The 23,843-nt window shown below is 63.9% G+C and carries 22 protein-coding genes; 10 read left to right on the plus strand and 12 right to left on the minus strand.

Annotated elements, in window-relative coordinates; genetic code table 11:
• Positions 1 to 86 precede the first annotated feature (86 nt).
• The gene (locus HQ354_RS18495; RefSeq protein ID WP_068427722.1) at positions 87 to 4,043 is read left to right on the plus strand and encodes a DNA-directed RNA polymerase subunit beta'; all 3,957 of its coding nucleotides are present in this window, start codon (positions 87 to 89) and stop codon (positions 4,041 to 4,043) included.
• 96 nt (positions 4,044 to 4,139) lie between these two features.
• Here HQ354_RS18495 and HQ354_RS18500 read toward each other — a convergent pair whose 3' ends face one another.
• Positions 4,140 to 4,553, minus strand: coding sequence for a VOC family protein (locus tag HQ354_RS18500; RefSeq protein ID WP_068427724.1), 414 nt, complete (start codon positions 4,551 to 4,553; stop codon positions 4,140 to 4,142).
• 110 nt (positions 4,554 to 4,663) lie between these two features.
• Here HQ354_RS18500 and HQ354_RS18505 point away from each other — a divergent pair, with 110 nt between their 5' ends.
• Positions 4,664 to 6,280, plus strand: a complete 1,617-nt coding sequence (locus tag HQ354_RS18505) for an alkaline phosphatase (RefSeq protein ID WP_222635338.1) — start codon at positions 4,664 to 4,666, stop codon at positions 6,278 to 6,280.
• 54 nt (positions 6,281 to 6,334) lie between these two features.
• Here the strand turns inward: HQ354_RS18505 and HQ354_RS18510 are convergent, their stop codons facing one another.
• Together HQ354_RS18510 and HQ354_RS18515 are read right to left on the minus strand one after the other, a co-directional pair.
• Entirely contained in the window at positions 6,335 to 7,957 is a 1,623-nt protein-coding gene (locus HQ354_RS18510; RefSeq protein ID WP_068427728.1) for a GMC oxidoreductase, read from the minus strand.
• A gap of 120 nt (positions 7,958 to 8,077) precedes the next feature.
• The gene (locus HQ354_RS18515) at positions 8,078 to 8,443 is read right to left on the minus strand and encodes a VOC family protein (protein WP_222635337.1); all 366 of its coding nucleotides are present in this window, start codon (positions 8,441 to 8,443) and stop codon (positions 8,078 to 8,080) included.
• A gap of 145 nt (positions 8,444 to 8,588) precedes the next feature.
• Here HQ354_RS18515 and HQ354_RS18520 point away from each other — a divergent pair, with 145 nt between their 5' ends.
• Together HQ354_RS18520 and HQ354_RS18525 are read left to right on the plus strand one after the other, a co-directional pair.
• Positions 8,589 to 9,092: an SRPBCC family protein gene (locus HQ354_RS18520; protein WP_114328256.1), complete on the plus strand. Its 504-nt coding sequence runs from the start codon at positions 8,589 to 8,591 to the stop codon at positions 9,090 to 9,092.
• A gap of 41 nt (positions 9,093 to 9,133) precedes the next feature.
• Positions 9,134 to 10,105 carry an MsnO8 family LLM class oxidoreductase gene (locus HQ354_RS18525; RefSeq protein ID WP_222635336.1) on the plus strand — a complete coding sequence of 324 codons (972 nt, stop codon included), beginning with the start codon at positions 9,134 to 9,136 and terminating at the stop codon, positions 10,103 to 10,105.
• Here HQ354_RS18525 and HQ354_RS18530 read toward each other — a convergent pair.
• Positions 10,084 to 10,221, minus strand: a complete 138-nt coding sequence (locus HQ354_RS18530) for a hypothetical protein (RefSeq protein WP_157105363.1) — start codon at positions 10,219 to 10,221, stop codon at positions 10,084 to 10,086. The two genes, HQ354_RS18525 and HQ354_RS18530, sit on opposite strands and share 22 nt — an antisense overlap.
• Positions 10,222 to 10,229: 8 nt before the next feature.
• Here HQ354_RS18530 and HQ354_RS18535 point away from each other — a divergent pair, with 8 nt between their 5' ends.
• Together HQ354_RS18535 and HQ354_RS18540 are read left to right on the plus strand one after the other, a co-directional pair.
• Entirely contained in the window at positions 10,230 to 11,081 is an 852-nt protein-coding gene (locus HQ354_RS18535) for a helix-turn-helix transcriptional regulator (RefSeq protein WP_068427732.1), read from the plus strand.
• Between the two features lie 30 nt (positions 11,082 to 11,111).
• Entirely contained in the window at positions 11,112 to 11,315 is a 204-nt protein-coding gene (locus HQ354_RS18540) for a hypothetical protein (protein WP_068428988.1), read from the plus strand.
• Between the two features lies 1 nt (position 11,316).
• Here the strand turns inward: HQ354_RS18540 and HQ354_RS18545 are convergent, their stop codons facing one another.
• Complete coding sequence (locus HQ354_RS18545; RefSeq protein ID WP_068428990.1) at positions 11,317 to 11,808, minus strand: histidine phosphatase family protein; 492 nt, start codon at positions 11,806 to 11,808, stop codon at positions 11,317 to 11,319.
• Between the two features lie 120 nt (positions 11,809 to 11,928).
• Here HQ354_RS18545 and HQ354_RS18550 point away from each other — a divergent pair, with 120 nt between their 5' ends.
• Positions 11,929 to 13,599: a hypothetical protein gene (locus tag HQ354_RS18550; RefSeq protein WP_222635335.1), complete on the plus strand. Its 1,671-nt coding sequence runs from the start codon at positions 11,929 to 11,931 to the stop codon at positions 13,597 to 13,599.
• 141 nt (positions 13,600 to 13,740) lie between these two features.
• On the opposite strand, the gene HQ354_RS18555 is transcribed toward HQ354_RS18550, so the two are convergent.
• Positions 13,741 to 13,923 (minus strand): hypothetical protein, encoded by a 183-nt coding sequence (locus HQ354_RS18555; protein WP_157105364.1) that lies wholly within the window; start codon positions 13,921 to 13,923, stop codon positions 13,741 to 13,743.
• A 267-nt stretch (positions 13,924 to 14,190) separates the two neighbouring features.
• On the opposite strand from HQ354_RS18555, the gene HQ354_RS18560 reads away from it, so the two are divergent.
• A complete protein-coding gene (locus HQ354_RS18560) occupies positions 14,191 to 15,381 on the plus strand; it encodes a hypothetical protein (RefSeq protein WP_068427737.1) in 1,191 nt (396 codons plus the stop codon).
• Positions 15,378 to 16,877 carry a hypothetical protein gene (locus HQ354_RS18565; protein WP_157105365.1) on the plus strand — a complete coding sequence of 500 codons (1,500 nt, stop codon included), beginning with the start codon at positions 15,378 to 15,380 and terminating at the stop codon, positions 16,875 to 16,877. The genes HQ354_RS18560 and HQ354_RS18565 overlap by 4 nt, the downstream gene beginning before the upstream one ends.
• 193 nt (positions 16,878 to 17,070) lie before the next feature.
• Here the strand turns inward: HQ354_RS18565 and HQ354_RS18570 are convergent, their stop codons facing one another.
• The 6 genes from HQ354_RS18570 to HQ354_RS18595 all read right to left on the minus strand — a co-directional run bounded on the left by HQ354_RS18570 (position 17,071) and on the right by HQ354_RS18595 (position 22,558).
• Positions 17,071 to 17,556, minus strand: coding sequence for a hypothetical protein (locus tag HQ354_RS18570; RefSeq protein ID WP_068427741.1), 486 nt, complete (start codon positions 17,554 to 17,556; stop codon positions 17,071 to 17,073).
• A 642-nt stretch (positions 17,557 to 18,198) separates the two neighbouring features.
• Entirely contained in the window at positions 18,199 to 18,735 is a 537-nt protein-coding gene (locus HQ354_RS18575) for a DUF2716 domain-containing protein (RefSeq protein WP_254303572.1), read from the minus strand.
• Positions 18,736 to 19,025: 290 nt separating this feature from the next.
• Positions 19,026 to 19,559: a DUF488 family protein gene (locus HQ354_RS18580; protein ID WP_068427747.1), complete on the minus strand. Its 534-nt coding sequence runs from the start codon at positions 19,557 to 19,559 to the stop codon at positions 19,026 to 19,028.
• A 380-nt stretch (positions 19,560 to 19,939) separates the two neighbouring features.
• The gene (locus tag HQ354_RS18585) at positions 19,940 to 20,923 is read right to left on the minus strand and encodes an ANTAR domain-containing protein (RefSeq protein WP_367946711.1); all 984 of its coding nucleotides are present in this window, start codon (positions 20,921 to 20,923) and stop codon (positions 19,940 to 19,942) included.
• Positions 20,829 to 21,308, minus strand: a complete 480-nt coding sequence (locus HQ354_RS18590) for a GreA/GreB family elongation factor (protein ID WP_222635333.1) — start codon at positions 21,306 to 21,308, stop codon at positions 20,829 to 20,831. Before HQ354_RS18590 ends, HQ354_RS18585 begins: the two co-directional genes overlap by 95 nt.
• Before the next feature lie 359 nt (positions 21,309 to 21,667).
• Positions 21,668 to 22,558 (minus strand): LysR family transcriptional regulator, encoded by an 891-nt coding sequence (locus HQ354_RS18595; RefSeq protein WP_068427753.1) that lies wholly within the window; start codon positions 22,556 to 22,558, stop codon positions 21,668 to 21,670.
• A gap of 74 nt (positions 22,559 to 22,632) precedes the next feature.
• Between HQ354_RS18595 and HQ354_RS18600 the strand changes: the two genes are divergently transcribed.
• On the plus strand, positions 22,633 to 23,832 hold the full coding sequence (locus HQ354_RS18600; protein ID WP_174551442.1) for an MFS transporter: 1,200 nt from the start codon (positions 22,633 to 22,635) through the stop codon (positions 23,830 to 23,832).
• The last annotated feature ends 11 nt before the right edge of the window (positions 23,833 to 23,843 follow it).

The following is a 23,843-nucleotide window of genomic DNA, read 5'->3' on the forward strand; positions in this document are numbered from 1 at the left end:
CGGGCCTGCAGTGACGCGGGCCCAGGGGCGTTAGTTCTTGTTTTCGATTCGGCAGTACAACACCCATCACGGGGAAAGGAAGTTACGTGCTCGACGTCAACTTCTTCGATGAACTCCGCATTGGCTTGGCCACGGCGGACGACATCCGTAACTGGTCCTACGGCGAGGTCAAGAAGCCGGAGACCATCAACTACCGCACGCTCAAGCCCGAGAAGGACGGCCTCTTCTGCGAGAAGATCTTCGGCCCCACCCGGGACTGGGAGTGCTACTGCGGCAAGTACAAGCGCGTCCGCTTCAAGGGCATCATCTGTGAGCGCTGCGGCGTCGAGGTCACTCGCGCCAAGGTGCGTCGTGAGCGCATGGGCCACATCGAACTGGCTGCACCCGTCACGCACATCTGGTACTTCAAGGGCGTCCCGTCGCGCCTCGGTTACCTGCTCGACCTGGCTCCGAAGGATCTGGAAAAGATCATCTACTTCGCTGCCTACGTCATCACCTCGGTCGACGACGAGCTCCGCCACAACGAGCTCTCGACGCTCGAGGCCGAGATGGAGGTCGAGAAGAAGGCTGTCGCCGATCAGCGCGACGCCGATCTCGAGGCTCGCGCGCAGAAGCTCGAAGCCGACATCGCCGAGCTCGAGGCAGAGGGCGCGAAGTCCGATGTCCGCCGCAAGGTCAAGGACGGCGGCGAGCGCGAGATGCGTCAGCTCCGCGATCGTGCGCAGCGTGAACTGGATCGTCTCGAGGAGATCTGGAACACCTTCACCAAGCTGGCTCCGAAGCAGCTCATCGTCGACGAGCTGATCTACCGTGAGCTCACCGACCGCTACGGCGAGTACTTCACCGGCGCCATGGGTGCCGAGTCGATCCAGAAGCTCATGGAGACCTTCGACGTCGACGCCGAAGCCGAGATCCTGCGCGAGACCATCCGCAGCGGCAAGGGCCAGAAGAAGCTTCGCGCACTGAAGCGTCTGAAGGTCGTCGCAGCGTTCCAGGCCGGCCGTAACTCGCCGATGGGCATGGTCCTCGACGCCGTCCCGGTCATCCCGCCGGAGCTTCGTCCGATGGTGCAGCTCGACGGTGGGCGTTTCGCGACGTCCGACCTCAACGACCTGTACCGCCGCGTCATCAACCGCAACAACCGCCTCAAGCGACTGATCGACCTCGGTGCTCCCGAGATCATCGTCAACAACGAGAAGCGGATGCTGCAGGAGTCGGTCGACGCCCTGTTCGACAACGGCCGTCGTGGACGTCCGGTCACCGGACCGGGTAACCGCCCGCTGAAGTCGCTGTCCGACTTGCTCAAGGGCAAGCAGGGTCGTTTCCGTCAGAACCTGCTCGGTAAGCGCGTCGACTACTCGGGCCGTTCGGTCATCGTCGTCGGTCCTCAGCTGAAGCTGCACCAGTGTGGTCTGCCGAAGCTGATGGCTCTCGAGCTGTTCAAGCCGTTCGTGATGAAGCGTCTGGTCGATCTGAACCACGCGCAGAACATCAAGTCGGCCAAGCGCATGGTCGAGCGTCAGCGTCCCCAGGTGTGGGACGTCCTCGAAGAGGTCATCGGCGAGCACCCCGTGCTGCTGAACCGTGCACCTACGCTGCACCGGTTGGGCATCCAGGCGTTCGAGCCGCAGCTCGTCGAGGGCAAGGCCATCCAGCTGCACCCGCTCGTCTGTGAGGCGTTCAACGCCGACTTCGACGGTGACCAGATGGCCGTGCACCTGCCGCTGTCCGCCGAGGCTCAGGCCGAGGCACGCGTGCTGATGCTGTCGTCGAACAACATCCTGTCGCCTGCATCGGGCCGTCCGCTCGCCATGCCGCGTCTGGACATGGTCACCGGTCTGTTCCACCTGACGCGCCTCGATCCGGGCGCCAAGGGCGAGCACGTCGACGCCAGCGCCGACGCCGCCGAGTTCGGTACGTACTCGAGCCCGGCCGAGGCACAGATGGCCGTCGATCGTGGCGTGCTGACCGTGCAGTCGCAGATCAAGGTTCGGCTGACGCAGCAGCGTCCGCCGCGCGACATCGAGGCCGAGCTGTTCCCGAACGGCTGGAACCGTGGCGACGGCTGGACCGCCGAGACCACCCTCGGACGCGTCATCTTCAACGAGCTGCTTCCGGCGGACTACCCGTTCGTCAACGAGCAGATGCCGAAGAAGCGTCAGGCCACGATCATCAACGATCTCGCCGAGCGCTACCCGATGATCGTCGTCGCGCAGACCGTCGACAAGCTCAAGGACGCAGGCTTCTACTGGGCCACGCGTTCGGGCGTCACCATCTCGATCTCCGACGTGCTCGTGCCGCCGGAGAAGCCGCAGATCATGGAGTCGTTCGAGGCCCAGGCCGACCAGATCGAGAAGAAGTACCAGCGTGGTGCTCTCGACCACGCCGAGCGCAACTCGGCTCTGGTCAAGATCTGGCAGGACGCGACCGAGCAGGTCGGTAAGGCCATGGAGGCGCACTTCCCCGACGACAACCCGATCCCGATGATCGTGAAGTCCGGCGCAGCCGGAAACATGACTCAGGTTCGTTCGCTCGCCGGCATGAAGGGTCTGGTGACCAACCCGAAGGGTGAGTTCATCCCGCGTCCGATCAAGTCTTCCTTCAAGGAAGGCCTGACGGTCCTCGAGTACTTCATCAACACGCACGGTGCTCGTAAGGGTCTGGCCGACACGGCGCTTCGTACCGCCGACTCGGGCTACCTGACGCGTCGTCTCGTCGACGTGTCGCAGGACGTCATCGTTCGCGAGGTCGACTGTGGCACCGAGCGCGGCATCACCACGACCATCGCCGAGAAGCTCGCCGACGGCACGATGATCCGTGACGCTCACGTCGAGACCAGCACCTACGCTCGTACGCTGGCCGCCGACGCGACCGACGACAACGGAAACGTCATCGTCGCTCGTGGACACGACCTGGGTGACCCAGCCATCGATGCTCTGCTCGAGGCAGGCGTCACGACGGTCAAGGTCCGTTCGGTGCTCACCTGCACCACCGGCACCGGCGTCTGCGCCACGTGCTACGGACGCAGCATGGCGACCGGCAAGCTCGTCGACATCGGTGAGGCCGTCGGTATCGTCGCCGCACAGTCCATCGGTGAGCCCGGTACCCAGCTGACCATGCGTACCTTCCACCAGGGTGGTGTCGCCGGAGACGACATCACCGGTGGTCTGCCTCGCGTGCAGGAGCTGTTCGAGGCACGTGTGCCGAAGGGCAAGGCTCCCATCGCGGACGTGTCGGGACGCATCCAGCTCGAGGACGGCGATCGTTTCTACAAGATCACCATCATTCCGGACGACGGCGGCGAAGAGGTTGTCTACGACAAGCTCTCGAAGCGTCAGCGTCTGCGCGTCTTCAAGCACGACGACGGCACCGAGCGCCTGCTGGCGGACGGTGACCACGTCGAGGTCGGCCAGCAGCTCATGGAAGGTGCTGCCGATCCGCACGAGGTTCTGCGCGTGATGGGTCCTCGCCAGGTTCAGATTCACCTGGTGAACGAGGTCCAGGAGGTGTACCGGTCGCAGGGTGTGTCGATTCACGACAAGCACATCGAGACGATCGTGCGCCAGATGCTCCGTCGCGTCACGATCATCGACTCCGGCTCCACCGAGTTCCTGCCCGGTTCTCTGACCGAGCGCAGCGAGTTCGAGGCGTCGAACCGTCGGGTCGTGTCCGAGGGCGGCGAGCCCGCAGCCGGACGTCCGGTCCTGATGGGTATCACCAAGGCGTCGCTGGCAACGGATTCGTGGCTGTCGGCAGCGTCCTTCCAGGAGACCACTCGTGTGCTCACCGATGCGGCCATCAACACCCGCAGCGACAAGCTCATCGGCCTCAAGGAGAACGTCATCATCGGTAAGCTCATCCCGGCCGGAACCGGTATCAACCGGTACCGCAACATCCAGGTGCAGCCGACCGAAGAGGCACGTGCCGCGGCATACGCGGTGCCGTCGTACGACGATCAGTACTACAGCCCGGACGGCTTCGGCCAGAACACCGGTGCCGCAGTGCCGCTCGACGACTACGGTTTCTCCAACGAATACCGGTAGGCGCCTTCGGCGCACGTGAGTGCGAATGTATAGCCCGCTGTACATTCGCACTCACGACGAGAGCCCCGCATCCTGTGAGATGCGGGGCTTTTCGCGTTATCGGTGGCAGACCGCTTCGAGGTCGATACCGTTGAGATCCCGGACGAACGCGCCGTAGTACGACGCGTGGTACTCGGGCTGCAGGCCGGGCGGTCGCAGTTCGACGGCACCGGCCGCCAAAGCGGCGACGTGGAAGGCGTCGACGGTGTCGTGGTCGGCAGCGGTGAACGCAAGATGGGTGTGCGGACCGATCTGCGCACCTGGGGCGTCGACGATCCAGAAGAATGGTTTTCGGTCGGCCCATCCGAAGGCGATCATGGGGAGCTGGTCGGTGCCCGCGGGAACCCGCATGATCTCGGTGATGCCGAGGGGTGCGAGGGCGGCGCCGTAGAAGGCTGCGCTCGCGGAAAGGTCGGAGACGCCGACGTTGAGATGGTCGATCTGCGATCCTGAGCGATCCGGTGTGGTCATGGAACACAGCATGCCGTCGATTGCGGACAACTACGGCCCTTCGTGATCGGTTCATGTGCACGTCCCCTCGATGACGGGTCCCGTTGACCGGCGTCCGAGAGCCTCGAACGATGGTGAGACGAGGAAGCGACGTATCCATCGGCCGTGACATCTCCCTACGAGGGGGCTCGACGCGGCGACAATTTCTGACGTGGAGTGCGCTTGTCGGTGCGCTGGCGTTCACTCCCGAACTGGCCGGGTCGCCCGTTGCGGATGCACAATCGGTTGTCCCGCCGGACTTTCCGTTCCGACTGGGTGTTGCGTCCGGTGACCCGCTGCCCGACTCGGTGGTCCTGTGGACTCGGCTCGCGACGGATCCTTTCGCGCCGCTGGGTGGTATGAACCCGGGCGTCGTTCCGGTGCAGTGGCAGATCGCAGCCGACGAGAAGTTCGGGCGCATCGTCACCCAAGGTGTCGAGCTGGCTACGGAATTCGACGGCTGGTCGGTCCACGTCGACGTGAAGGGACTGGAGCCGGCCCGCGAATACTTCTACCGTTTCCTCGTCGGTGCACATGCCAGCACCGTGGGTCGCACGAAAACTGCTCCGGCACCGGGTCAGTCGCTCGGCCGTCTCGACTTCGCGTGGGCCTCGTGCCAGAAGTGGGAAGACGGATTCTTCGACGCGTACAAGGATCTGGCGTCGTCGAATCTCGATGTCGTGTTCTTCCTCGGTGACTACATCTACGAGTATGCGATCAAGGACGAGGGAGCGCGCGCAGGTAAAGCGCGGCCCGACTCTGCCGCGCGAGAAACCAATGTGCTCAACGACTATCGCGACCGGTATGCCATGTACAAGGCCGACGAGAATCTGGCTGCGGCGCACGCGTCGGCTCCGTTCGTGACGACGTTCGACGATCACGAGGTCGACAACAACTGGGCGTCGCAGATCAGTCAGGACGACGACGATCCCAAGCAATTTCTCCTCCGAAGAGCCGATGCCTTCAAGGCGTGGTGGGAGAACACACCGGTCCGCGCAAATCTGAGACCCTCAGGCCCCGATATGAAGGTGTACCGGCGCTTCTCGTTCGGCGATCTGGTCGACTTCTCCGTTCTCGACACCCGCCAGTACCGCAGCGATCAGGCGAACGGCGACGGCGAGCACGCGCAGAACGCCGAGACCGCGGACCCGTCGCGCACCATCACGGGCGCCGAGCAGGAGCAGTGGATTCTCGACGGCTTCTCCTCGCCATCGAAGTGGAATTTCCTTGCGCACCAGACTGTCATCTCGGATCTCGCACGCGGACTCGACGCCGACCGCAAGGTAGGAATGGATCCCTGGAGCGGGTACGAGGCGTCGCGCCACCGCATTCTCGATGGTGCACGCGACCGCGGAACGAACAACGTGGCGTCGATCGTCGGCGACATCCACCGCACGATCGTGTCGGAGCTTCGACGCGACTACCAGGATCAGGTGTCGCCGGTGGTGGGTGTCGAGATCGCGACGACGTCGATCGCGTCGGGCAAGGACGGTGCCGACGTCGACACGACAGGCGCCGCTATTGCGCACGGCTCACCCCACGTGAAGTTCGGCAATGCGCGACGCGGCTATCTGCGTGCGTCGTTGACGCCGGGCGAATGGCGTTCGGAGGTACGGGTTCTCGACGCGGTCTCCACACCCGGCAACGCCGTCCGCACGGCTGCGACGGTCACCGTTCCGGACGGCAGCCCCGAGATCGACCTGCGCTGACGCACCGGTGCGTGGAGAGCTGGACCCCGATGCAACTATCCACGCACGGCCGCGTCAGCGCCCATCGGCGATGATGCGAGCGACGTTGCGCTCGGCCAACGCGGTGATGGTGAGCGACGGGTTGGCCGCACCCGTGCTGCCGGGGATCAGGGCGCCGTCGACGACGTAGACGCCGTCGTGGCCCTTGACCCTGCCGTACGAGTCGGTGACGTCACCGAGCACCGCCCCGCCGAGCGGATGGGCGGTGAAGGTGTCGTCGACGTCGCGGGTGAACGGTTCGGCCGAGACGACGGTTCCGCCGGCTGCTGCCATCCGATTCTGTACTGCGCGTAGGGCTTCGACGGTGTCGCGGCTACCGCCCTTCGGCCAGGACAGCGACATCGAGTCGGTCGCGGCGTTGTAGGAGAAGTTCGCGCGCAGGGGATCGATAGTCATGCCGAGTGAGCCGAGGAATCCGAGGTCCCAGGGAACGCCGGGGACGTACCAGTTCTCGACGGTCAACGGAAGTCCCGACTCGTCGACGATGCGCGACGCACACGGCGCACCCTGCGGTCCGCCATTCGCGGGGCCGAGCGAGCGGGTCATCGACGCGTCGCCGTTGGTGCCGAAACCGCGGCCGACGAACTCGTTCAGGTTGCCGAGTGCGCCCGTCGCCTGGGCGCGCAGCAGCAGTTCCGTCGTGCCGATCGATCCTGCGCCGAGGACGAGCGAATCGCATGTGAGCGTTCGGGTTTCGACGACGTTGCCCTCGGGGTCGAGGCGTCGCACCTCGACGCGGTAGCGGCCACCCGATTCGGTGCCGATGGCGGCCACCTCGTGGCTGTGCGCGATGAGTGCGTTGCCGGTGCCCTCGGCTTGCGGGATGTAGTTCTGGGTCAGGTCGTGCTTGGCGCCGTTGCTGTTGCCGAAGGTGCTCGCCCCGATGGTCGCCGACGGACGCGACCGGCCGGACATCTCGTCGCGGAGGACGTTCCAATTCCAGTTGCCGTCGACGGGCTCGGGTGAATAGCCGGCGCGTCGGGCATGGTCGTCCCACGTACGAGAATGCGAGAAGTTGGGACTGTTGTAGATGTCGGCAGGCATGGTCGACGGCAGCAGCATCGAGCGCGCCTTCGGGTACCACGTGGCGGCCATCTCGTCGTACGAGAGGCGCCCGCCGAAGGACATGTCGAAGAAGCGCTTGTCGGGCGCGATGGTGACGCCGGTGTAGACGATGGATCCACCGCCGACGGCCGCACCACGCCACACCGAGAGGTTCTCGAAGCGCGTCGTGTCGAGCACACCGCCGAAGCGGTCGACGGGCCCCACGGGCATGCCCGTGATGTTGGTGAACGATCCCTGACGCCACAGACCACGGCCGTCGGCTGTCATGTCGGCAGTGAAGATGTCGCGCCACGGGTCACGTGGCCAGCGCAGGCCGCGTTCGAGGACGGTGACCCGACGCCCGGCCTGAGCGAGCCTCAGGGCAGCGGCACTGGCGCCGAAACCGGAGCCGACGACGATGACGGACGAGTGATCCGGCGGTCGAGGGGGATCGGCGAACAACTCCGGAACGAGGTTGCGGATCGAGCCGACGCCGATGGGGATCGCGCCGGCCCGGGACGCCGATACCAGCGGCGGTGCGGCCATTCCGACCAGTCCCGCTGCTGCCAGTTGAAGCAGTTGCCTGCGTTTCACGTGTTTCGTCCCCTGCACTCGACCCCGACCCGCCGGACATTCTTCCCTATCCGGTTGCCAAAAAGCGACCGTATGTCGGGAAAATGCTGGTTTCCGCTGGTCGAGCGCAGGTCGTGCGGACTAGCCCTTCGGTAGCTCCTGCACCGCCCACTTGTTGCCGTCGGGATCGGAGAAGTACACGAACTTCCCCCAGCCCTGGTCGACGACGGGATCGATCTCCAACCCGGCGGCCGTGAGGTGGTCGTAAGCCTCTTGCGCGCTATCGACGACGACCTGCATGCCCTCGACGCTGCCGGGTGCAGCTTTCGTGATGTTCTCGCTGATGGCGATCGAACACGCCGAACCGGGCGGGGTCAGTTGCACGTAGCGAATGTCGTCGGTCGGGCGCTCGTCGTAGTCGGCGACGAACCCGATGCTGGTGTAGAACTTCTTGGCCCGGTCCACGTCGGTCACGGGGATCATGATGAGTTCGATGCGAATGTCCACGATGTCTCTCCTCGGTCTCGATCGGTTGACGGGTCTCAGTGTGACCCGAATCGCGGACAGCTTCGGTCCTCTGTGTGCGGGGCGATGAATTTTTCGCTCGCGCCGGGTCGGAACCTGCGACGACGCCTACGAGAAGGAACGAGAAATGCACGACATCAACGACCCGGAACGCCTGTCCGTCAGCCGCACCGTCTCCGCGCCCCCGTCGACCGTGTTCGCCTTTCTGGCCGACCCGTCGAACCACCACCGCACCGAACCGACGGATTGGGTGCGCGACGCCATCGAACCGACCCCGATCACAGGCCCCGGTCAGGTCTTCCCCATGAACATGTACATCGAGCAGGCAGGGGGCCACTACGTCATTCACAATCTCGTGACGGTCTTCCAACCGAACCGCGCTATCGGGTGGTTGCCGACGACAGTGAACGACGACGGGGTGCTCGAGGCCGGCGGGTGGTGGTGGCGCTACGACCTCGCCGAGGACGGTGACGGCACCCGGGTCACGTTGACCTACGACTGGACCGACACGCCGTCGTTCGTCCGCGACCAGATCGGGGGCATGCCTGCCGTCCCGACCGAGTTTCTCGAACGGTCTCTGGCCTCGTTGGATGCGGCAATCGTCGAGGATCGTGAGGGTCTGCCCGCTTGACCTCCAGAAATATGCGCGACGCGTAACTCGTTGCCTCTGACGTGCTTCTGTCGCTTCTCGATCGCTCCCGAACCCGTGACGGCTCGTCCGACGCGACGGCGCTTCACGCGACCATCGACCGTGCCGTCAACGCGGAGAAGCTCGGCTACCACCGATTCTGGGTAGCCGAGCATCACGGGGTCCCCGGGATCGCGAGTGGCGCACCGCCGGTGCTGTTGGCGGCGATTGGTGCCAGGACGTCGAGCATCCGGATCGGGTCGGGCGGCGTCATGCTCCCGAACCATCAGCCGTTCGTCGTGGCCGAGCAGTTCGCGATGCTCGAAGCGCTCTACCCGGGCCGGGTCGACGCCGGGGTCGGCCGTTCGGTGGGATTCACCGAGCCGGTGCGCAGGGCTTTGCGCACGGTAGCAGCGGACACGTTCATCGACGACCTCGCCGAACTCCGTAGTTACCTGGACAGCACCGGCCCGGTCACGGTGCGGCCTGCGGTGCCGTCGCCGCCGGTCTACGTGCTCGCGACGGGGCAGGGGTTGGCCGTCGCGGCGGAGGCGGGACTTCCCGTCGTCGTCGGCGGCCCGATCTTGCACGGCGACGGTTCCGCGATCGACGACTACCGACGTCGGTTCCGTCCCACCGAGCGCAACCCTGCGCCGACGGTGATCGTGTCGCTCGACATCACCGTCGCCGAAACGGCGTCGAGAGCGCGAGAGTTGGTGCTCCCCGAGGCATGGGCGATGGCGCAATCGCGACGGACGGGCGAATTCCCGCCGCTGACACCGGCGTCGAACATCGATCTCGACGCGGCTCCGACGCGTGTGCGCGATCGCGTCGAGAAGTCCATTGCCACCGGCGTTCACGGAACGCCGGAAATGGTTGTGGCACAGCTCGATCGGTTGAGCGATCGAACCGGCGCCGACGAGATTCTGGCATCGACGTCGACCTACGACCGAGAAGCCCTGTTCGACGCCGATGCCGCGTTGATGGATCTGGTTCAGGCCTCGCTGTCGAGCTGAGCCATCTGGGCCTCGGCGTATCGGTCGCCCGCGACGGCGTCGGCAGGCGCGGCCTTGTCGATGCGCTTGTCGTGGGACTGCCGATCCCTGGCTGGGCGCGCCGGAGAAGAGCACACTGAACGACGTGGAACGAGACCAGCTCGCAGACTTCCTTCGCCGACGCCGTGAACTCCTGACTCCCGCCGACGTCGGTGTCGCGCCCGGCGTGAGGCGTCGAACACCGGGGTTGCGACGCGACGAAGTGGCCTTGCTGGCCGGGATGTCCACCGACTACTACACGCGCCTCGAGCAGGGGAGAGGTCCGCATCCGTCGACGCAGATCCTGAGCTCGCTGGCGCGTGCGCTGCGTTTCGACGACGACGAGCGCGACCACCTGTACATTCTGGCCGGGCAGGCGCCTCCGACGCGGATCGGTGCGGACAAACACGTCGGCCCCGGTTTGATGCATCTGCTGACCAAGCTCGACGACACCCCGGCGTTCGTCGTCACCGATCTCGGCGAGATCCTGGCCTACAACACGATGTTCGACGCCTTGTCCGGCGGCGTGCCCGAGTACACCGGCATGGACAGGTACGTGGTGTGGCGGTTCTTCATGGATCCGAACGCACGACGCGGATTCGTCGAGGACGACTGGGATCGCATGGCGCACAAGCAGGTTGCGGATCTGCGAGCCGTCGCAGCGCGCCGAGCCGGTGATCCCGAGGCGACGACACTCGTGTCCCGTCTACGTGCCGAGAGCGAGGAGTTCGAGTCGGTCTGGAGCGAGCACCGGGTGGCGTTCAAGGCGTCCGCGATCAAACGGTTCGTACACGCGGACGTCGGAGTCGTCGCGGTGCACTGCGAGACGCTCGCGACGCAGAAGGAAGGCCAGCATCTCATCGTCTACTCGCCCCTTCCGGGGACCGATGCCCGCGAGAAGTTCGACCTGCTCAGGGTCATCGGCACCCAGACGATGCGCGCTACTGTGGAGAACTAGGACATATCCGACGCAGGAGAGGTGCTCGACATGGCAGGCAAGAAGCTCGACCGCGTTCATGCTCAGTCCGCACTCGAGACGGTGCGCGAAAGCCCCGGCATTGCGTTGATCGCCGCTGCACCCGCATTGGTAATCTTCGCGCTCGTGTGGTGGCTCGCAGGTTTCGGAACCGCCCTTCTGCTGCTCATCGCACTCGGCGTCGTCGGGTTCGTCGGCGCGAAACTGAAGAGCTGAGCTAGCGCGGCACGTGGAAGTGCGTCAGCGCGCCGGTGCCGCGTCCGATCTCCGACCATGACGTGTCGAAGGTGAGAACAGCGATCGCCGACGTCGGAAATTTGCGGCCGATCTCGATGGCTGCCTCGGAGCCGGTGGCTTCGCCCAATTCCAGTGCGGTGAACGGTATTCCGGGCGCATGGCCGACGACGAGCAGTGTCGAGACGGAGTCGTCGGTCAGTGCGACCTCGTCGATGATCTCCTCCGGCGACGCCCCGTAGATGCGCTCCTCGTAGGTCACGGGTGCGTCGATCTTCGTTGCGGCGAGTGTTTCGCGGGTGCGCGTTGCCGTCGAGCACAACACGGCGTCGACGGCGCCGAAGTGCTCGGTGATCCACTGGCCTGCCAGTCCCGCTTCGCGCTCGCCACGCTCGGCGAGGGGGCGGTCGAAATCTTCCACCCCGTCGGGGTAGGCGGACTTGCCGTGTCGCATGAGCACCAAAGTTCGCGTCATGAGTACCACCGTATCGCGCACGGATGTCGGTCCCTCGTTCTAGAGTCTCCTCGTCGAACAGCGGTGAGTGAATCCGGGGGGGACCAACGCGTGCGAACGATGTCGACGGTTTTCGGGGTAATGGTCGTGTTGCTACTGGCAGGCATTCCGGCGGTCGCGCAACCTGCCGTCTCGCGAAGCGAGGAGCAGATCGAATCGTCGTCGCCGGTCACCGACGTCGTCGGATCCGTCGTGTCGGTGCTTGCCCCACTACCGCCCGACGCGCTCCGACGTCCTCCGGAATGCGACTACCTCTCCTACCTGCGGTGGCGGTCGGTCGATGGCCCGACGGAATCGACCGCGGCAGACCGCATTCTGGTCGCGCAACCGGGAATCTACGAGGGTGCCGGTGCCTTCGAGTCCGTTGCCCGTAACACCGTGTCCGCTGCCGCCGCGGCGGGATCCCATATCGAGTTCTGGGCATTGGATCGACGGTCCAATTGCATGGAGGACCACACCGGTACGCAGGCGGCGCTGGCAGCGAGAGATCTGACGGTCGCGTCGGACTACTACTACGGCGGCGCCGAGGTGGACGGTCGACGATTCGGCGGTTTCGTCGACGGCGACGCGACGGCGTGGCTCGCGCGCCAGGGACTCGAACAGACGCTGCGGGATCAGTACGACGTGATGCGCATCGAGATGCCGGATCCGGCCATGCGCAAACAGAAGATGCTGTGCGGCGGACACTCGCTCGGCGGTTTCGTGACGGGCTACTTCGCCGAGTGGGATTTCGACGGCAATCCCGGCACACTCGACGACGCCGGATTCAACCAGTGCGCCGGCTATTTCGCGCTCGACACCATCGTGAAAGCGGGAACGCCACCCCTGCTGAGAGGCATTCCGGATCTGGAAGTGCCTCGCGCAGTGGCCGATCCGATCGCCGACCTCGCGGCCCGTGTCGACGGTGCACTGCCGGTGCTGCGACTACCGGCCGTCATCAACCCCGAGACCACCAATCTCCTTGCGATGGCGGGCGTCGCAGCCAGCATCGATCCCGACGGCGTGAACGATCTCGTTGACGTTCTGCCGCGCAACACGAACATCGATGCGACACTGCGGGTTCTGCTGTCGAAGGACACCGCGACGGCTGCGACGGGCAGCCCGTCGGTGCGAACCCTGAACGCCACCAACGACGCCGTGCTCGGCGCACTGCTCGACGACAATTCCCAGCCTTTCGGCTTTCTCCAGGCAAGCGTCGGCTTCATCGGCGCACAGCCCGTCGTGGACAAGTCGTTTCCCACTCTGCCCGGCATGGAGTCACTTCCGGTGATCGGTAGTGCGCTCGGCGATGCGCGCAAAGCTGCACCGGCGGTGTTCGGCGATCCTGACGTCGTGTACACCTGGAACGATTACGACGCGCTCGACGGCTCGGAGCAGACCGCGCGCTACACCGATTCCACCAGTGAGGTCACATCCATCACTCAGCTGGCTCGCAGTCTCGCGGAGCCGCCGCTGGACTTCACGGAGTGGTATTTCCCGACTGCGTTGACGTTCGATCTGGCTCAATCGGGCGCCACCGCGATCAGTGGACATCGGATACACCGAGACGGAGCGGACCGTAGCCCGATCCTCACGCTGCAGGGAAGCGGCGGAATCGATCTGCCTCCGTCGGGCCATCCGAACGACACGCGAATCGTCGTGCAGGGGTACAACCACCTCGACGTGCTGACGGCGGCGCAGACTCAGAACAACGGCCTTCCGGAGGTGGTGAGCACCGAGCTGGCTCGATTCGCAGCCGATCCTGAGCTGTGACCGGACACTGGACGTGGTCTATAGGAAGTTAGCGAAATCTACCCTCCAATTGTGCGCTTTCGACCCTTGAAACCGCACAATCGAAGGGTAAATTTGTCAAAGCCTGGAGGAGTGAGGTGCGCTCGCCCCTTGTCGGCGAAGTCAGGTGGCCGATACACGCCGCGCCCACAGTCGCGCCAAAGCGAATGTGGCGGCGAGAACCAGCAGCACCGCAAGGACGACCGGAATCGTCGTCGACACGCGGGTGGTGAAGTCGTAGAGCCATGCTGTCCCGACCCCGGCCGCGGTGGCAACCAGGCCGCCGACTGGAAGGGCTATTGCCACGCAGCGCACGGTCCGCCCGACGAGCTCGTCTGCGCGTGCACGCAGCGCGATCCGGAGGCTGACAACGCCAGGGATTGCATGTCGACGGGTGTTGTTCCCACTGACGTCCACGCAACCTAATCAAAAGGGACTGCGGAAACTTATGGACCCGATGTCGCCGTTGGTCATCTCGTAAGCTTCGGTCATGAAGACGTGCGGTGAGTCCTGGTCTTTCCTCGGCAGCAACCGGCGGACTGCTGGAACAAATCCGCTGCCGGGACCGATTTCGTGACGTACACCGGAACTGTCCATGCTGACCATCACCAGTTCGTTGTGGGATCGCAGTCCGCAGAGACCTACGAACCGACTGCGACCGGCAGCGTCATCGAAGTCGGGCCGAACTTCGTGACTGTCATGACCGGGGTCGCCTACGGCCCGGTATCGGTGATGGTCGAGCTACTTGAAACCGATCCCGGCGACCCCAGCACCAGCGGCGAGTGGGAAGTCATCGAAGAAGCCACAATCAAGGTAAGCGAACCGTTCCGAGTCCTCACCATGGGCGGCGAGGTCGCCCAGGACTTCCCGACGCTATCGATCCCGAAAGGGCTCAACACCTTTCGAGTCAGCGGACGCGGACGAGATGCAAACTGGGACTTGACCGTCACCGACCCAACGGAGTCGTACCTCGTTCAGATCTGGAGAGTTGCCAAAACCGCCGCAATGCGTCGACTCCACAAGACCGACACGGCCTGGAACAACGACATCATCGTCCACAAGGTCAGAAACTGGTGGGACCCCGATCCCGTCGCGGACGCAACCATGTACATCAAGTACGGCTACGAACAGATGGCGCGCTCGGTCAAGCAAAACGCTATCGACTGGGGCGGGCGGCCGCCCACCGACAAGATCGCACGCGTGCCCTACGCTCAACAATTCGCAGGGCACGACCGAATGCTCGTCGACGCCATGGCCCGAGCCCGCGCACCCAAACTGCGCACGATCGCTGCGTGGGCTGCGCGGCGGGCCTACACGATCGCCGGTGTCGCGGACATCGATTGGATCCGCGGGGGCCTCGAGGCGTTCGACAACGGCTCTCCGCTTCCAGTCCCGTTCGACGACCGGCACAGCACCAAAGTGTGGGACGCCTTCCACGACGACGCACGCATCCATCTGTGGGAAACGTCGGACAACGGCGAACAGGTCCCGACGCTTGCTTTGGCCTCGGTGAACGCTCTGACAGACGCAAGCGGGAGCGAGCCACTACCGGCAGTGTTCAACGTTCTCCACACCGTGGCCCAAGTACAAGCACGGGTCGATGTCCCAGGGCGAGTGTTGTTGCAGAGTCAGGACTACGACTACCCAAAGATCATTGCCGATCTGCGACGGGAATTCTTTCCGAAGCTGGCGCCCGCGGATCAGTACGAACGCTGGATCGGCCACACGGTCGACGATGTCCTACAAGCGAATCCAGGCCGATGACTGTGCGTGTGTTGACCGTGATGGTCGACGGGTGGCTAATCGAGGACGGATCAGTCCGGCCGCCCGCGGTGGGGGAGCCGTTGGCGATCAGCCTCGAGTTCTTTCGTTGCGCAGAACCCGTCACCGATCCGAGACTCGGGTCGATTCGAGCCGTCGCGCACCCCACGTTGGACCGCGAACCGTTGCGCCACCCCGATGGTCACTTGCAGTGGGAGACCGTACTTCGGGGCGACGGATGGTCGGCAGCATGGCGGGCAGATCGCCCGGTTGTCGGGCAGATCGCCGAAAATGGGAGCTTCTTCGTCGATCATGCCGGCCGGACTGAACCTGTGCGCGGTCTGGTGACGCGGGTTCGCAACGTGTTCGGCACGCTGGTCTACGGTGATCAGGGTTGGATTCACGGCACGGCCGATACGCTCGAGTTGGAGGATATCGAGACGTCGCCGCGGTGGTTCGACAACGTCCCCGGCGACCGGGATCCTGAACCAGGCGACAGCAGGCGGCACCACATGGGAGTGGTGATCGACCTCGACCTCGACAACGTCCCGCCGGCGCCGATCCGGCCTCGCGTCGTACCGTCGGCCGTCAGCGCCGCTGGATCGACGCTGTGGCTCCTGGACGGGGAGTTGCCGGTCTTAGTGCGTGTTGTCGATCCGATCGGTGCTGCGGCAGCGACTGAGTACGTGCTGCCTGCGGGTGTGGTGAGCGCGCTCGCGGATCCCCGACCACGACGGGTGTTCGCTGACTATTCAGGATGCTGGGTCGCCGGTAGATCGGACGTGTTGCGGTGCAACATTGTTGACGGCGTTGTGTCCGTTGTCCGGTTCGATTTGGGTCCCGTCCGATTCGCGACCGCCCGACAAGGTTCGTTGCTGGTCGTCACCGAAGACCACGTAGTCATCATCAGCAGTAGTGGTGAGCAACAGAATGTTTCGACGCCTAGCGGCGGTCTGCGCCCTGTCATCGATTGCGCTCCGACCGATACAGGTTTCCTGCTGCTGACGCTGGGACGTCCCCGCCGCACTGTCGAGGTTTCCGAGATCGACCGAAGCGGCTATTACCGTCCAGGTCATGAAATCGAGAGCCCCGTAGCGTTATTCGTGGTTCGAACAGTCGCCGGCATTCGAGTGTTCACCTACCACGGCGTCATCGACGCTCGGTCGGGCGAGACGTTACTCGCGCAGCGATTTCTGTCGGGCGGGCGGATAGGTAACCATGTATGGATTGTTCAGCACCGCCCGAGCGGTTATGGACATCACGGGTGGTGGCCCGTCGACGACGGTGATCAGCTCCCGCCGAGAGAAGACGGGCGATGGTTGTTCGTCGTACTGAATCCAGTCACATTCGCGGTGTTGTCCGTTCGGCCGATCAAGACGTCCAGGCCCGATGTCACTGTCGATGAGGAAGGCCGCATTTGGATTGCCGGGCTCGGTGTGCGCGGAATCGAAAGGGGCGGCAGGACAGTCGAACTCGACGTCGCGTCGCTTTTGTCCTGACCGTTCGCGTCGAGGGCAATGTGTGCGGTCGTCGATCGGCGGTTGAAAGATCGGTCGTGCCACACAGCCATGAGCTCGTACCACTGGCCGTCGAGGTGGGTCGCGGTGAAGTCGTCGAAGCCAGTTGGGTACCCATCTCGCGCTCCATGCGTCGAACACGTTCGAACGCTACGAGAGGACACCGGCCCTTGCTCTATCGGTGTCTGCAGAGGGATCCGATATCGGCGACGACGCTCCCATCATGCGGGTCGACCCATCGTGCACCGGTCTCGTCGGCCCGTGGCCTTAACAGATACCGCCCTCGGCTCGGCCATTGTACGAATTGGTATCCAGCGAGTTTGTCTTGCACAACTTCCGCCACCCATGCGGCGGCATCGGCGTAGGACGCGTCCATCGACATTCCCGCGCCGCGACCGAAGCCGCCGATATCGTCGTTGCCATCCCAGCCAATGGACACGTGATAGTCGGGATCGATCTCGAACTCCCACGTCAGATGACGCATCGTCACCTCACGCCCCGCCCGAAGGCACTGCAAGTCGCGCCCGACGGCGTCGAGCGCACGCATCCATGCCTCGGGCGGATCGAACTCGGGATTGCCCATGGGCTGGCCTGCGCCGTCGAAAAGCGGGAACCGCCAGATCAGGCTGTCGCTCCGCAGCTGCTCCCACAGACTTCGCATAGTTCGCCCTCTTTCGATCGTCGCGTCAGTCTATGTGCCAGTTGAGGTCAGGGGCGCACGCGGCAGCGCGGTCCGTTCGAAAGATGAGAAGCTTGGTCCATGACTTTCGAAGCCACCGAACGCCGTTGAACGACGACGACCGAAGCGAGTCCGGTGCGCTCACTGCGTTTCTTCCATTTCTGGGCGTGCTGATGGGGTGTGTCCTGGGGTGGTTCGGCGCAACGTGGGCAGTTCGTAATGCACCTGATCTATTGCCGATCTTCGCTGTGCCCGTGAAGGATCGGGCCTCGATTGCACCTGGCCCGCCTATCGCCTACTGGCTGACATGGTTGGTCCCGCCGGCGATAATGTACAGCGTAGGGGCGTTGGTGTTGTGGCGATCCCGACGGGGACGTGCGGTGGTAGCTAGTTTTCTGATCGGGTTCACGCTGATCTACGTCGGCTTCGCGTCGTTGTGGATTTCGCTGGACACTCAGGGTTTCTCTCCGAGCTGACCTCGAGGGTTCTGACAGAGGTCCGCGTTCTGGTCGAGTATGCGGCATCGTCCTGGAAACGGTGTCTGCACTGATCTGCGATGGATCGGCGGGCCGGGTAACGCTGCGTCGGCCACGCCCACGGGACCGGCGCGAGAGCCAGTCGACGTCAGTCGATCGGGTGGCCGTTGGTACGGAGTGTGGGGAGCCAGGTGGCGAGTGTGCGTCCGAGCGTGGCGACCATTCGGGGTCCGTACACGCACAAGGTTTGTTCCCAAGGGTGGCCGAACGTGCCCTCGCTGAAGTTGTCTCGGCCGAAGATGTAGTAATCGCCGTTCGGGTAGACGGGCACGCGCCACTCTGCGTGCTCCATTGCGGCGGCGTGGGCGTTCGCGTCGAAGCGGTAGCACCTGTGTTGCCAGTCGAGGACCACGAAGGTGGGGTCGTCAGCGAATTCGGTGACGAAGCACCGCAGGGCTTCGGCGTTGACCGCGTCTACTCGGGCAGCGGCGGACGACTTCGTGCGGATGGGGTCGGCGCTTACGTCGAAGGTTATCGATGGAGACGGTTCTATGATTGCTGGCCACGTCTCGGAGTCGATCCCAGGGCGAAACCCGTATCTACCCTCGAATATCTCCCAATACTGTTCCTGCACAACCCTGTCCAGTTCCGACCACCCCGCGGGCAGCGGAGACCTGAAGTCCATGGTCAACTTGGTTGTCATCAGCTCATCGTGCCAAGTCGACTTTCTTCAGTCGAATGGATCGTGGTCCATCGGTGTCTGTGTCGTGGCGTCATCAAGGCTGGGCTGACGGTCGATCGGTCGCCCATTCCGGCCCAGGCGCCCGTCTTGCGTTGCGCTTGGTTCCCGCGGCGTCGAGGTCATGCACGAAGACCTGTCGGTATTACCTGATGCCTTCGGTGCAGAGCACTGTCCCACTGTGGTCGGTGACGCCGTACTGGGTTACTGCACTGTGTCTCAATACCTTCGGTAGGTCAGGGTGATCGGTCGCCGTCCCATACCACCACTGCGTCGTCGCGAAGCCGGGCGCCGGCGGCGACAGGATGTAGGGACATTTTTCCATCGTGTGCGAGGTGATGCACTGTCACACCGTATTGCAGGGTGGCGACGTCGGCGACCAGGCGGCGATGACACCGCCACCACACGCTTTCACTGCACAGCATGGCAACTGCGCTCTCCGTCGAGCGTTCGAGCAGTTCGCCGATCGCGTCGGCGAAGTCCTGTGTTCGGGTGTACGCAGCGTAAGCCGCGAATTGAGGGACTTGCCACCAAGTGTCTTGTGCGGGCTCGCCTGCCGGCAGACGGCGACGGCCACCGAGCCGAGGCTCGTGCAGGTACGCAATTCCGATCGCAGGTACCCACTGTGCCATGGCATCTGCTGCGACGTCGGGGTTTCGGCGACTGCCGGGGAATCTGCGGATATCGACGATCGCATCGAGTTCAGCGGTGCGGAACAACTCGGTGAGACCGTGCCGATCGAGTGTGCCGTGCCCTACCGAAATCAACATCCTCCTATCCTCGCCGATCGCACGACGGCAGGTTCGAGGCGCGCTGGTCAGGCATGCGTTCAGGACATCGACCATGGCCCGTATCTGCGCGTGTAGGGCGGTTACGAGTTCTGGGCGTCCTTCTGCCTGCACATGGTCGATGAGCATGTGCGCGCAGCGCAACGGCCGGGGTGGATCGCGAGGTCATGAACGCATCCCTTCGATTGGTTTGCGAAGCACCGAAAACTCGGCACGGACAGCGAGTCTGCGTTGTTGCCCTCGTCTAGCGTTCTACCTCAGTAAGCCGGCAGATGGTTCCCCGACGGGTACTTGTCGGGGGAACCATCCAAGGCGCGCACTACTTTGACCCGAACTTGCGAAGGTAGTTATTCCGGGCCACTTCAACGCTTACGTTTCCGCGTCGTCGAGGCATCGTCGAGAGCTTTCGCGCGCTTCTCGGCGCGCTTCTCCTTCAGTGACTGCGTCGGTTTTCGAAGAGATTTTCCTGGCATCCGGTCAGCCATCGAGATCGGCCTTTCGATAGTTGGAACTGTTGTCGGTTGGTCCATGAGAGGTGGACGAGGGGTGTGTGCGGTGAGGAGCAGATGATCGAAGCGCTCGCGCAACGGTGGCTCCGCCATGCCGCACTCACCGACGGCGTCGAGCAAACGTGTTGCAATCAAGGATATTTCGGTACCGGTGTCGTGCGAGCGCCACATCAAAAGGTTCAGGGCTCGGTCGGCGGAAATTCCGTAAACCAGCATCAACATTCCGGTAGCTCGATCGATGCGCGGCTGCGTCGTACCGACGCTGTGGCCACGCTCTGCGACGGCCAGTTCGACATCGTGGTCGTATGTTTCGGTGATGTCGATGTAAAGACCGGAGGTTTTCAGGTCGTGCGCTGTCGAACCCGCAGCTCGGCTACCCAACAGCACGACGTGTCGACAATGTCCGCGGGTGTCGAGAATACGAATCTTCCGAGAAGTCGGCGTCGTGGATTCGGCCATTTTCGCCATGACACCGAAAGCGTGGCCGCGGTCGGCGTGGTGAACGTGGGAAAGGACCGTTGCGGTGGTCGGTGTCATGTCCTGGGCGGGGTATCCGTGTAACGCGGCCACGTCGGGAGACCAATGCCATCGCTCGTCTGCGAGGGAAAATGAGAACTTTCCGACGGGACCGAGCGGCCTCGATGTTTGCACTGCGAATGTGCTGGTCACATCCACCTCGTTTGCTGGGATGATTTCTCGGGACAGTAGGGCGATCGTCGGCGGAAAGGTGACGACCAGGACGTCACGCAATTCCGACGACGTGCACCGTGCACGACGAGCCCGTCGGAAGCGTGTACGTGCGTGTGTCGCCTGCCCTGCTGCCGACCAACGCCGCACCCAATGGTGACGTCGACGAGCAGGTATCACCTACGCCGGCATCGGCGAGAACGCCGGAACTCACGAGAGTGAAGGTCTCGACGTCGTTGTCGTCGTCGCCGAATCGCACTGTGACGACGGAACCGACGTGGGCCGTTCCGTTCTCGACCGGCGTGCAGGTGGTGCTGCCGGCGATGAGTGCGTTCAGCTCGGCCATCCGACGGTCCACCGTGAGCAGTGACTCGAGTGCGCGATGGTAGGGGTCGTTGTTGTCGAGATCTCCCATCGCACGATGTACTGCGACGTTGTGCGACAGCACCGTTCGTCGCTCGATCAAGACCGTCAATTCGTCGCGGAGATCATCCGAATTCGACGAGCCGATCGGCGCATTGTCGATGACAGTCATACTTTCTCCTAGCGCAGTGTTTTTGTGGCGGCGACGATGCGAATGCTGCTTCGTCGCGAGATAGGTTGGCCCTGCAACTCAAAAAAGTGACGCAAAATGGGAAGCATCGGACGAGAATGGTCCGAAATGTTCAGCGGACGAGGCCGAAATGATCTGCGTTGCAAACGATCCAGTCGGAATATGCGCGGATCGCACGCGAGGTGGTGAAGCGTCGAAACGCTAACCCACCTGCGCAACGTCGGGGATCACGGCCCACACCTTCTTTCCACTCGAAGTCTTGATGCTGACTGTAGCGCAGAAAAAATAAAAAGCCAGTCGCTGACGTCGAACGGCTACGCAAAACCCGCCCTACTATTTTTCTACTCTTGACGCCCGCGTATGCCGATACGGTCGAGAAAAACCCGCGCAGCCGAATTGACCGGACGCCGCGTACGACTTACCAGCGCCAACGATCGCCGAGGCGCGGGGACGACGTCGATGTCGAGCTGCTGCAGAGTCGGTCGTTCCTGCGCGATGGCCACGGGTATGACCGCGACGCCCAGCCCGCGTTCCACGAGATCGAGGAGACGACGCATGTCGCTGACTCGAAACGCTATGTCGCGCACCACTTTCGAATCGTCGAACAACGCGTCGACCACGGTTTGCAGTCCGACGCCCGCCTCGAAATCGACGTAGGGGTACTCGCCGAGCGTCGACAGTGCGACGCGGCGGCGGTCGGCGAGCGAATGGTTCGCGCCCACCACCGCCGTCAGGGGCTCGTCGTAGGTGCGTAGTGCGAACAGGGATGTGGGCACCGGCTGCGCATCCAGGGCCACGAACGCGCAATCCAGCGAGCCTTCCTCGACTGCGTCCAGCAACGTCGTCGTGGTTGCCTCGCGCAGCACGACCTGCACCCTCGGGTAGTCGTTGTGGAACGTTTCGAGGACGGCGGGTAGGTCCACGGCGGTGAACGTCTGCACGGCACCGACCGCCAGTGATCCCGATTCGAGGTTGTCCACGCCTCGGAGATCGTCACGGGCAGCGGCCACGTCGCCGATGATGCGGCGAGCATGTGAAAGCAGAACGGCACCAGCGGATGTCAGCAGGACGCGTCGCGTCGTGCGCTCGAAGAGCTGCGCGCCCACCTGACGTTCGAGGGCTCGCACCGACGAACTCAGAGCCGATTGGGAAATGTGCAGTCGCTCTGCGGCTTTGGTGAATTGCTCGAGGTCTGCGACCGCCACGAAGTGTTCGAGTTGTCGCAGTTCCATTGTTCGACTCTATCGAACGAAACGATAGAAATTATGTGTTGGATCGATGAAGCGATTCTCGCGACGATGCAGTGATGCGAACACGTGCAACTGCCGACGCACCACTGGACTCACGCCTGACCGCGGTGATGGCACTGATTTCCGGCCTCGTGGTGGCGAACAGCTATTACGCGCAGCCACTGGTCGACGCGATCGCCGAGAGCCTGCACGCGTCGACCACGAATGTCGGACTGGTCGTCACTGCGAGCCAGATCGGGTACGCGGTGGGGCTGGCGATGCTCGTCCCTCTCGGTGACCTCGTCGAACGCAGAAAGCTGTTGGCCGTCATGTTGACCGTGACGTGCGCGGCCCTCGTGGTCATGGCAGCAGCACCGTCGTGGCAGGTCCTGGCCAGCGCAGCCGTGATAGCCGGTGCGGGCTCCGTGGTCGGTCAGGTTCTGGTGCCGCTGGCCGCGTCGTTGGCCTCCGACGACGAACGCGGACGCGTGATCGGCAACGTCATGACCGGGCTGTTGCTGGGCATTCTGTTGTCGCGGGTCGTCGCCGGTCTCATCGCGCAGGTCGGCGGTTGGCGGGCTGTCTTCGTGGTCGCGGCGTCGTTGATGGTTCTCGCGTACGTGCTGGTGCGGACCCTGCCGACGGTTCCGCCCGACGCTTCGCTTACGTACCGGGGTCTGCTGGCGTCCGTCGTGGCATTGGTTCGCGAGGAGCGCGTTCTCCGGTGGCGGATCGCGTACGGAACCACGACCTACGCGTCGTTCGGCGTCTTCTGGACGTCGGTGGGATTCCTGCTCGCGGGGCCTGCCTATGGCTGGTCCGACGCGCGAATCGGGCTGTTCACGCTGGTCGGCGTCGCCGGTGCGCTGGCGGCGCGGTTCGCGGGTCGGCTCGCCGATCGTGGCTACGCGCAGCGCCAGACAGGGCTGTTCGTCCTCGCCACGTCGCTCAGTTTCCTGCTCCTTGCCGTCGGCGAACAGCACGTTCTGGCTCTGGCGGCAGGTGTCGCGCTGCTCGATCTCGGCATCCAGGGCACCCACATCAGCAACCAGAGCCTGTTCTACCCGCTACGACCCGACGCCCGCAGCCGACTCAACACGGCGTACATGACCACCTACTTCCTGGCGGGGTCGATCGGCAGTGCACTGTCCGTCGTGGTCTACACGTGGGCGGGATGGCCGGCAGTCTGCGCGCTGGGTGCCGCGTTCCCCGCACTCGGTTTCGTGCTGTGGGTGGTCGAGTCGTTTTCGAACCGCCGCTCCCACCTGCTACCTTGAACGCCGTTCAA

The sequence above is a fragment of the Rhodococcus sp. BP-261 genome (genome assembly GCF_019835205.1).
In the GTDB taxonomy this organism is placed as follows: domain Bacteria; phylum Actinomycetota; class Actinomycetes; order Mycobacteriales; family Mycobacteriaceae; genus Rhodococcoides; species Rhodococcoides kyotonensis_B.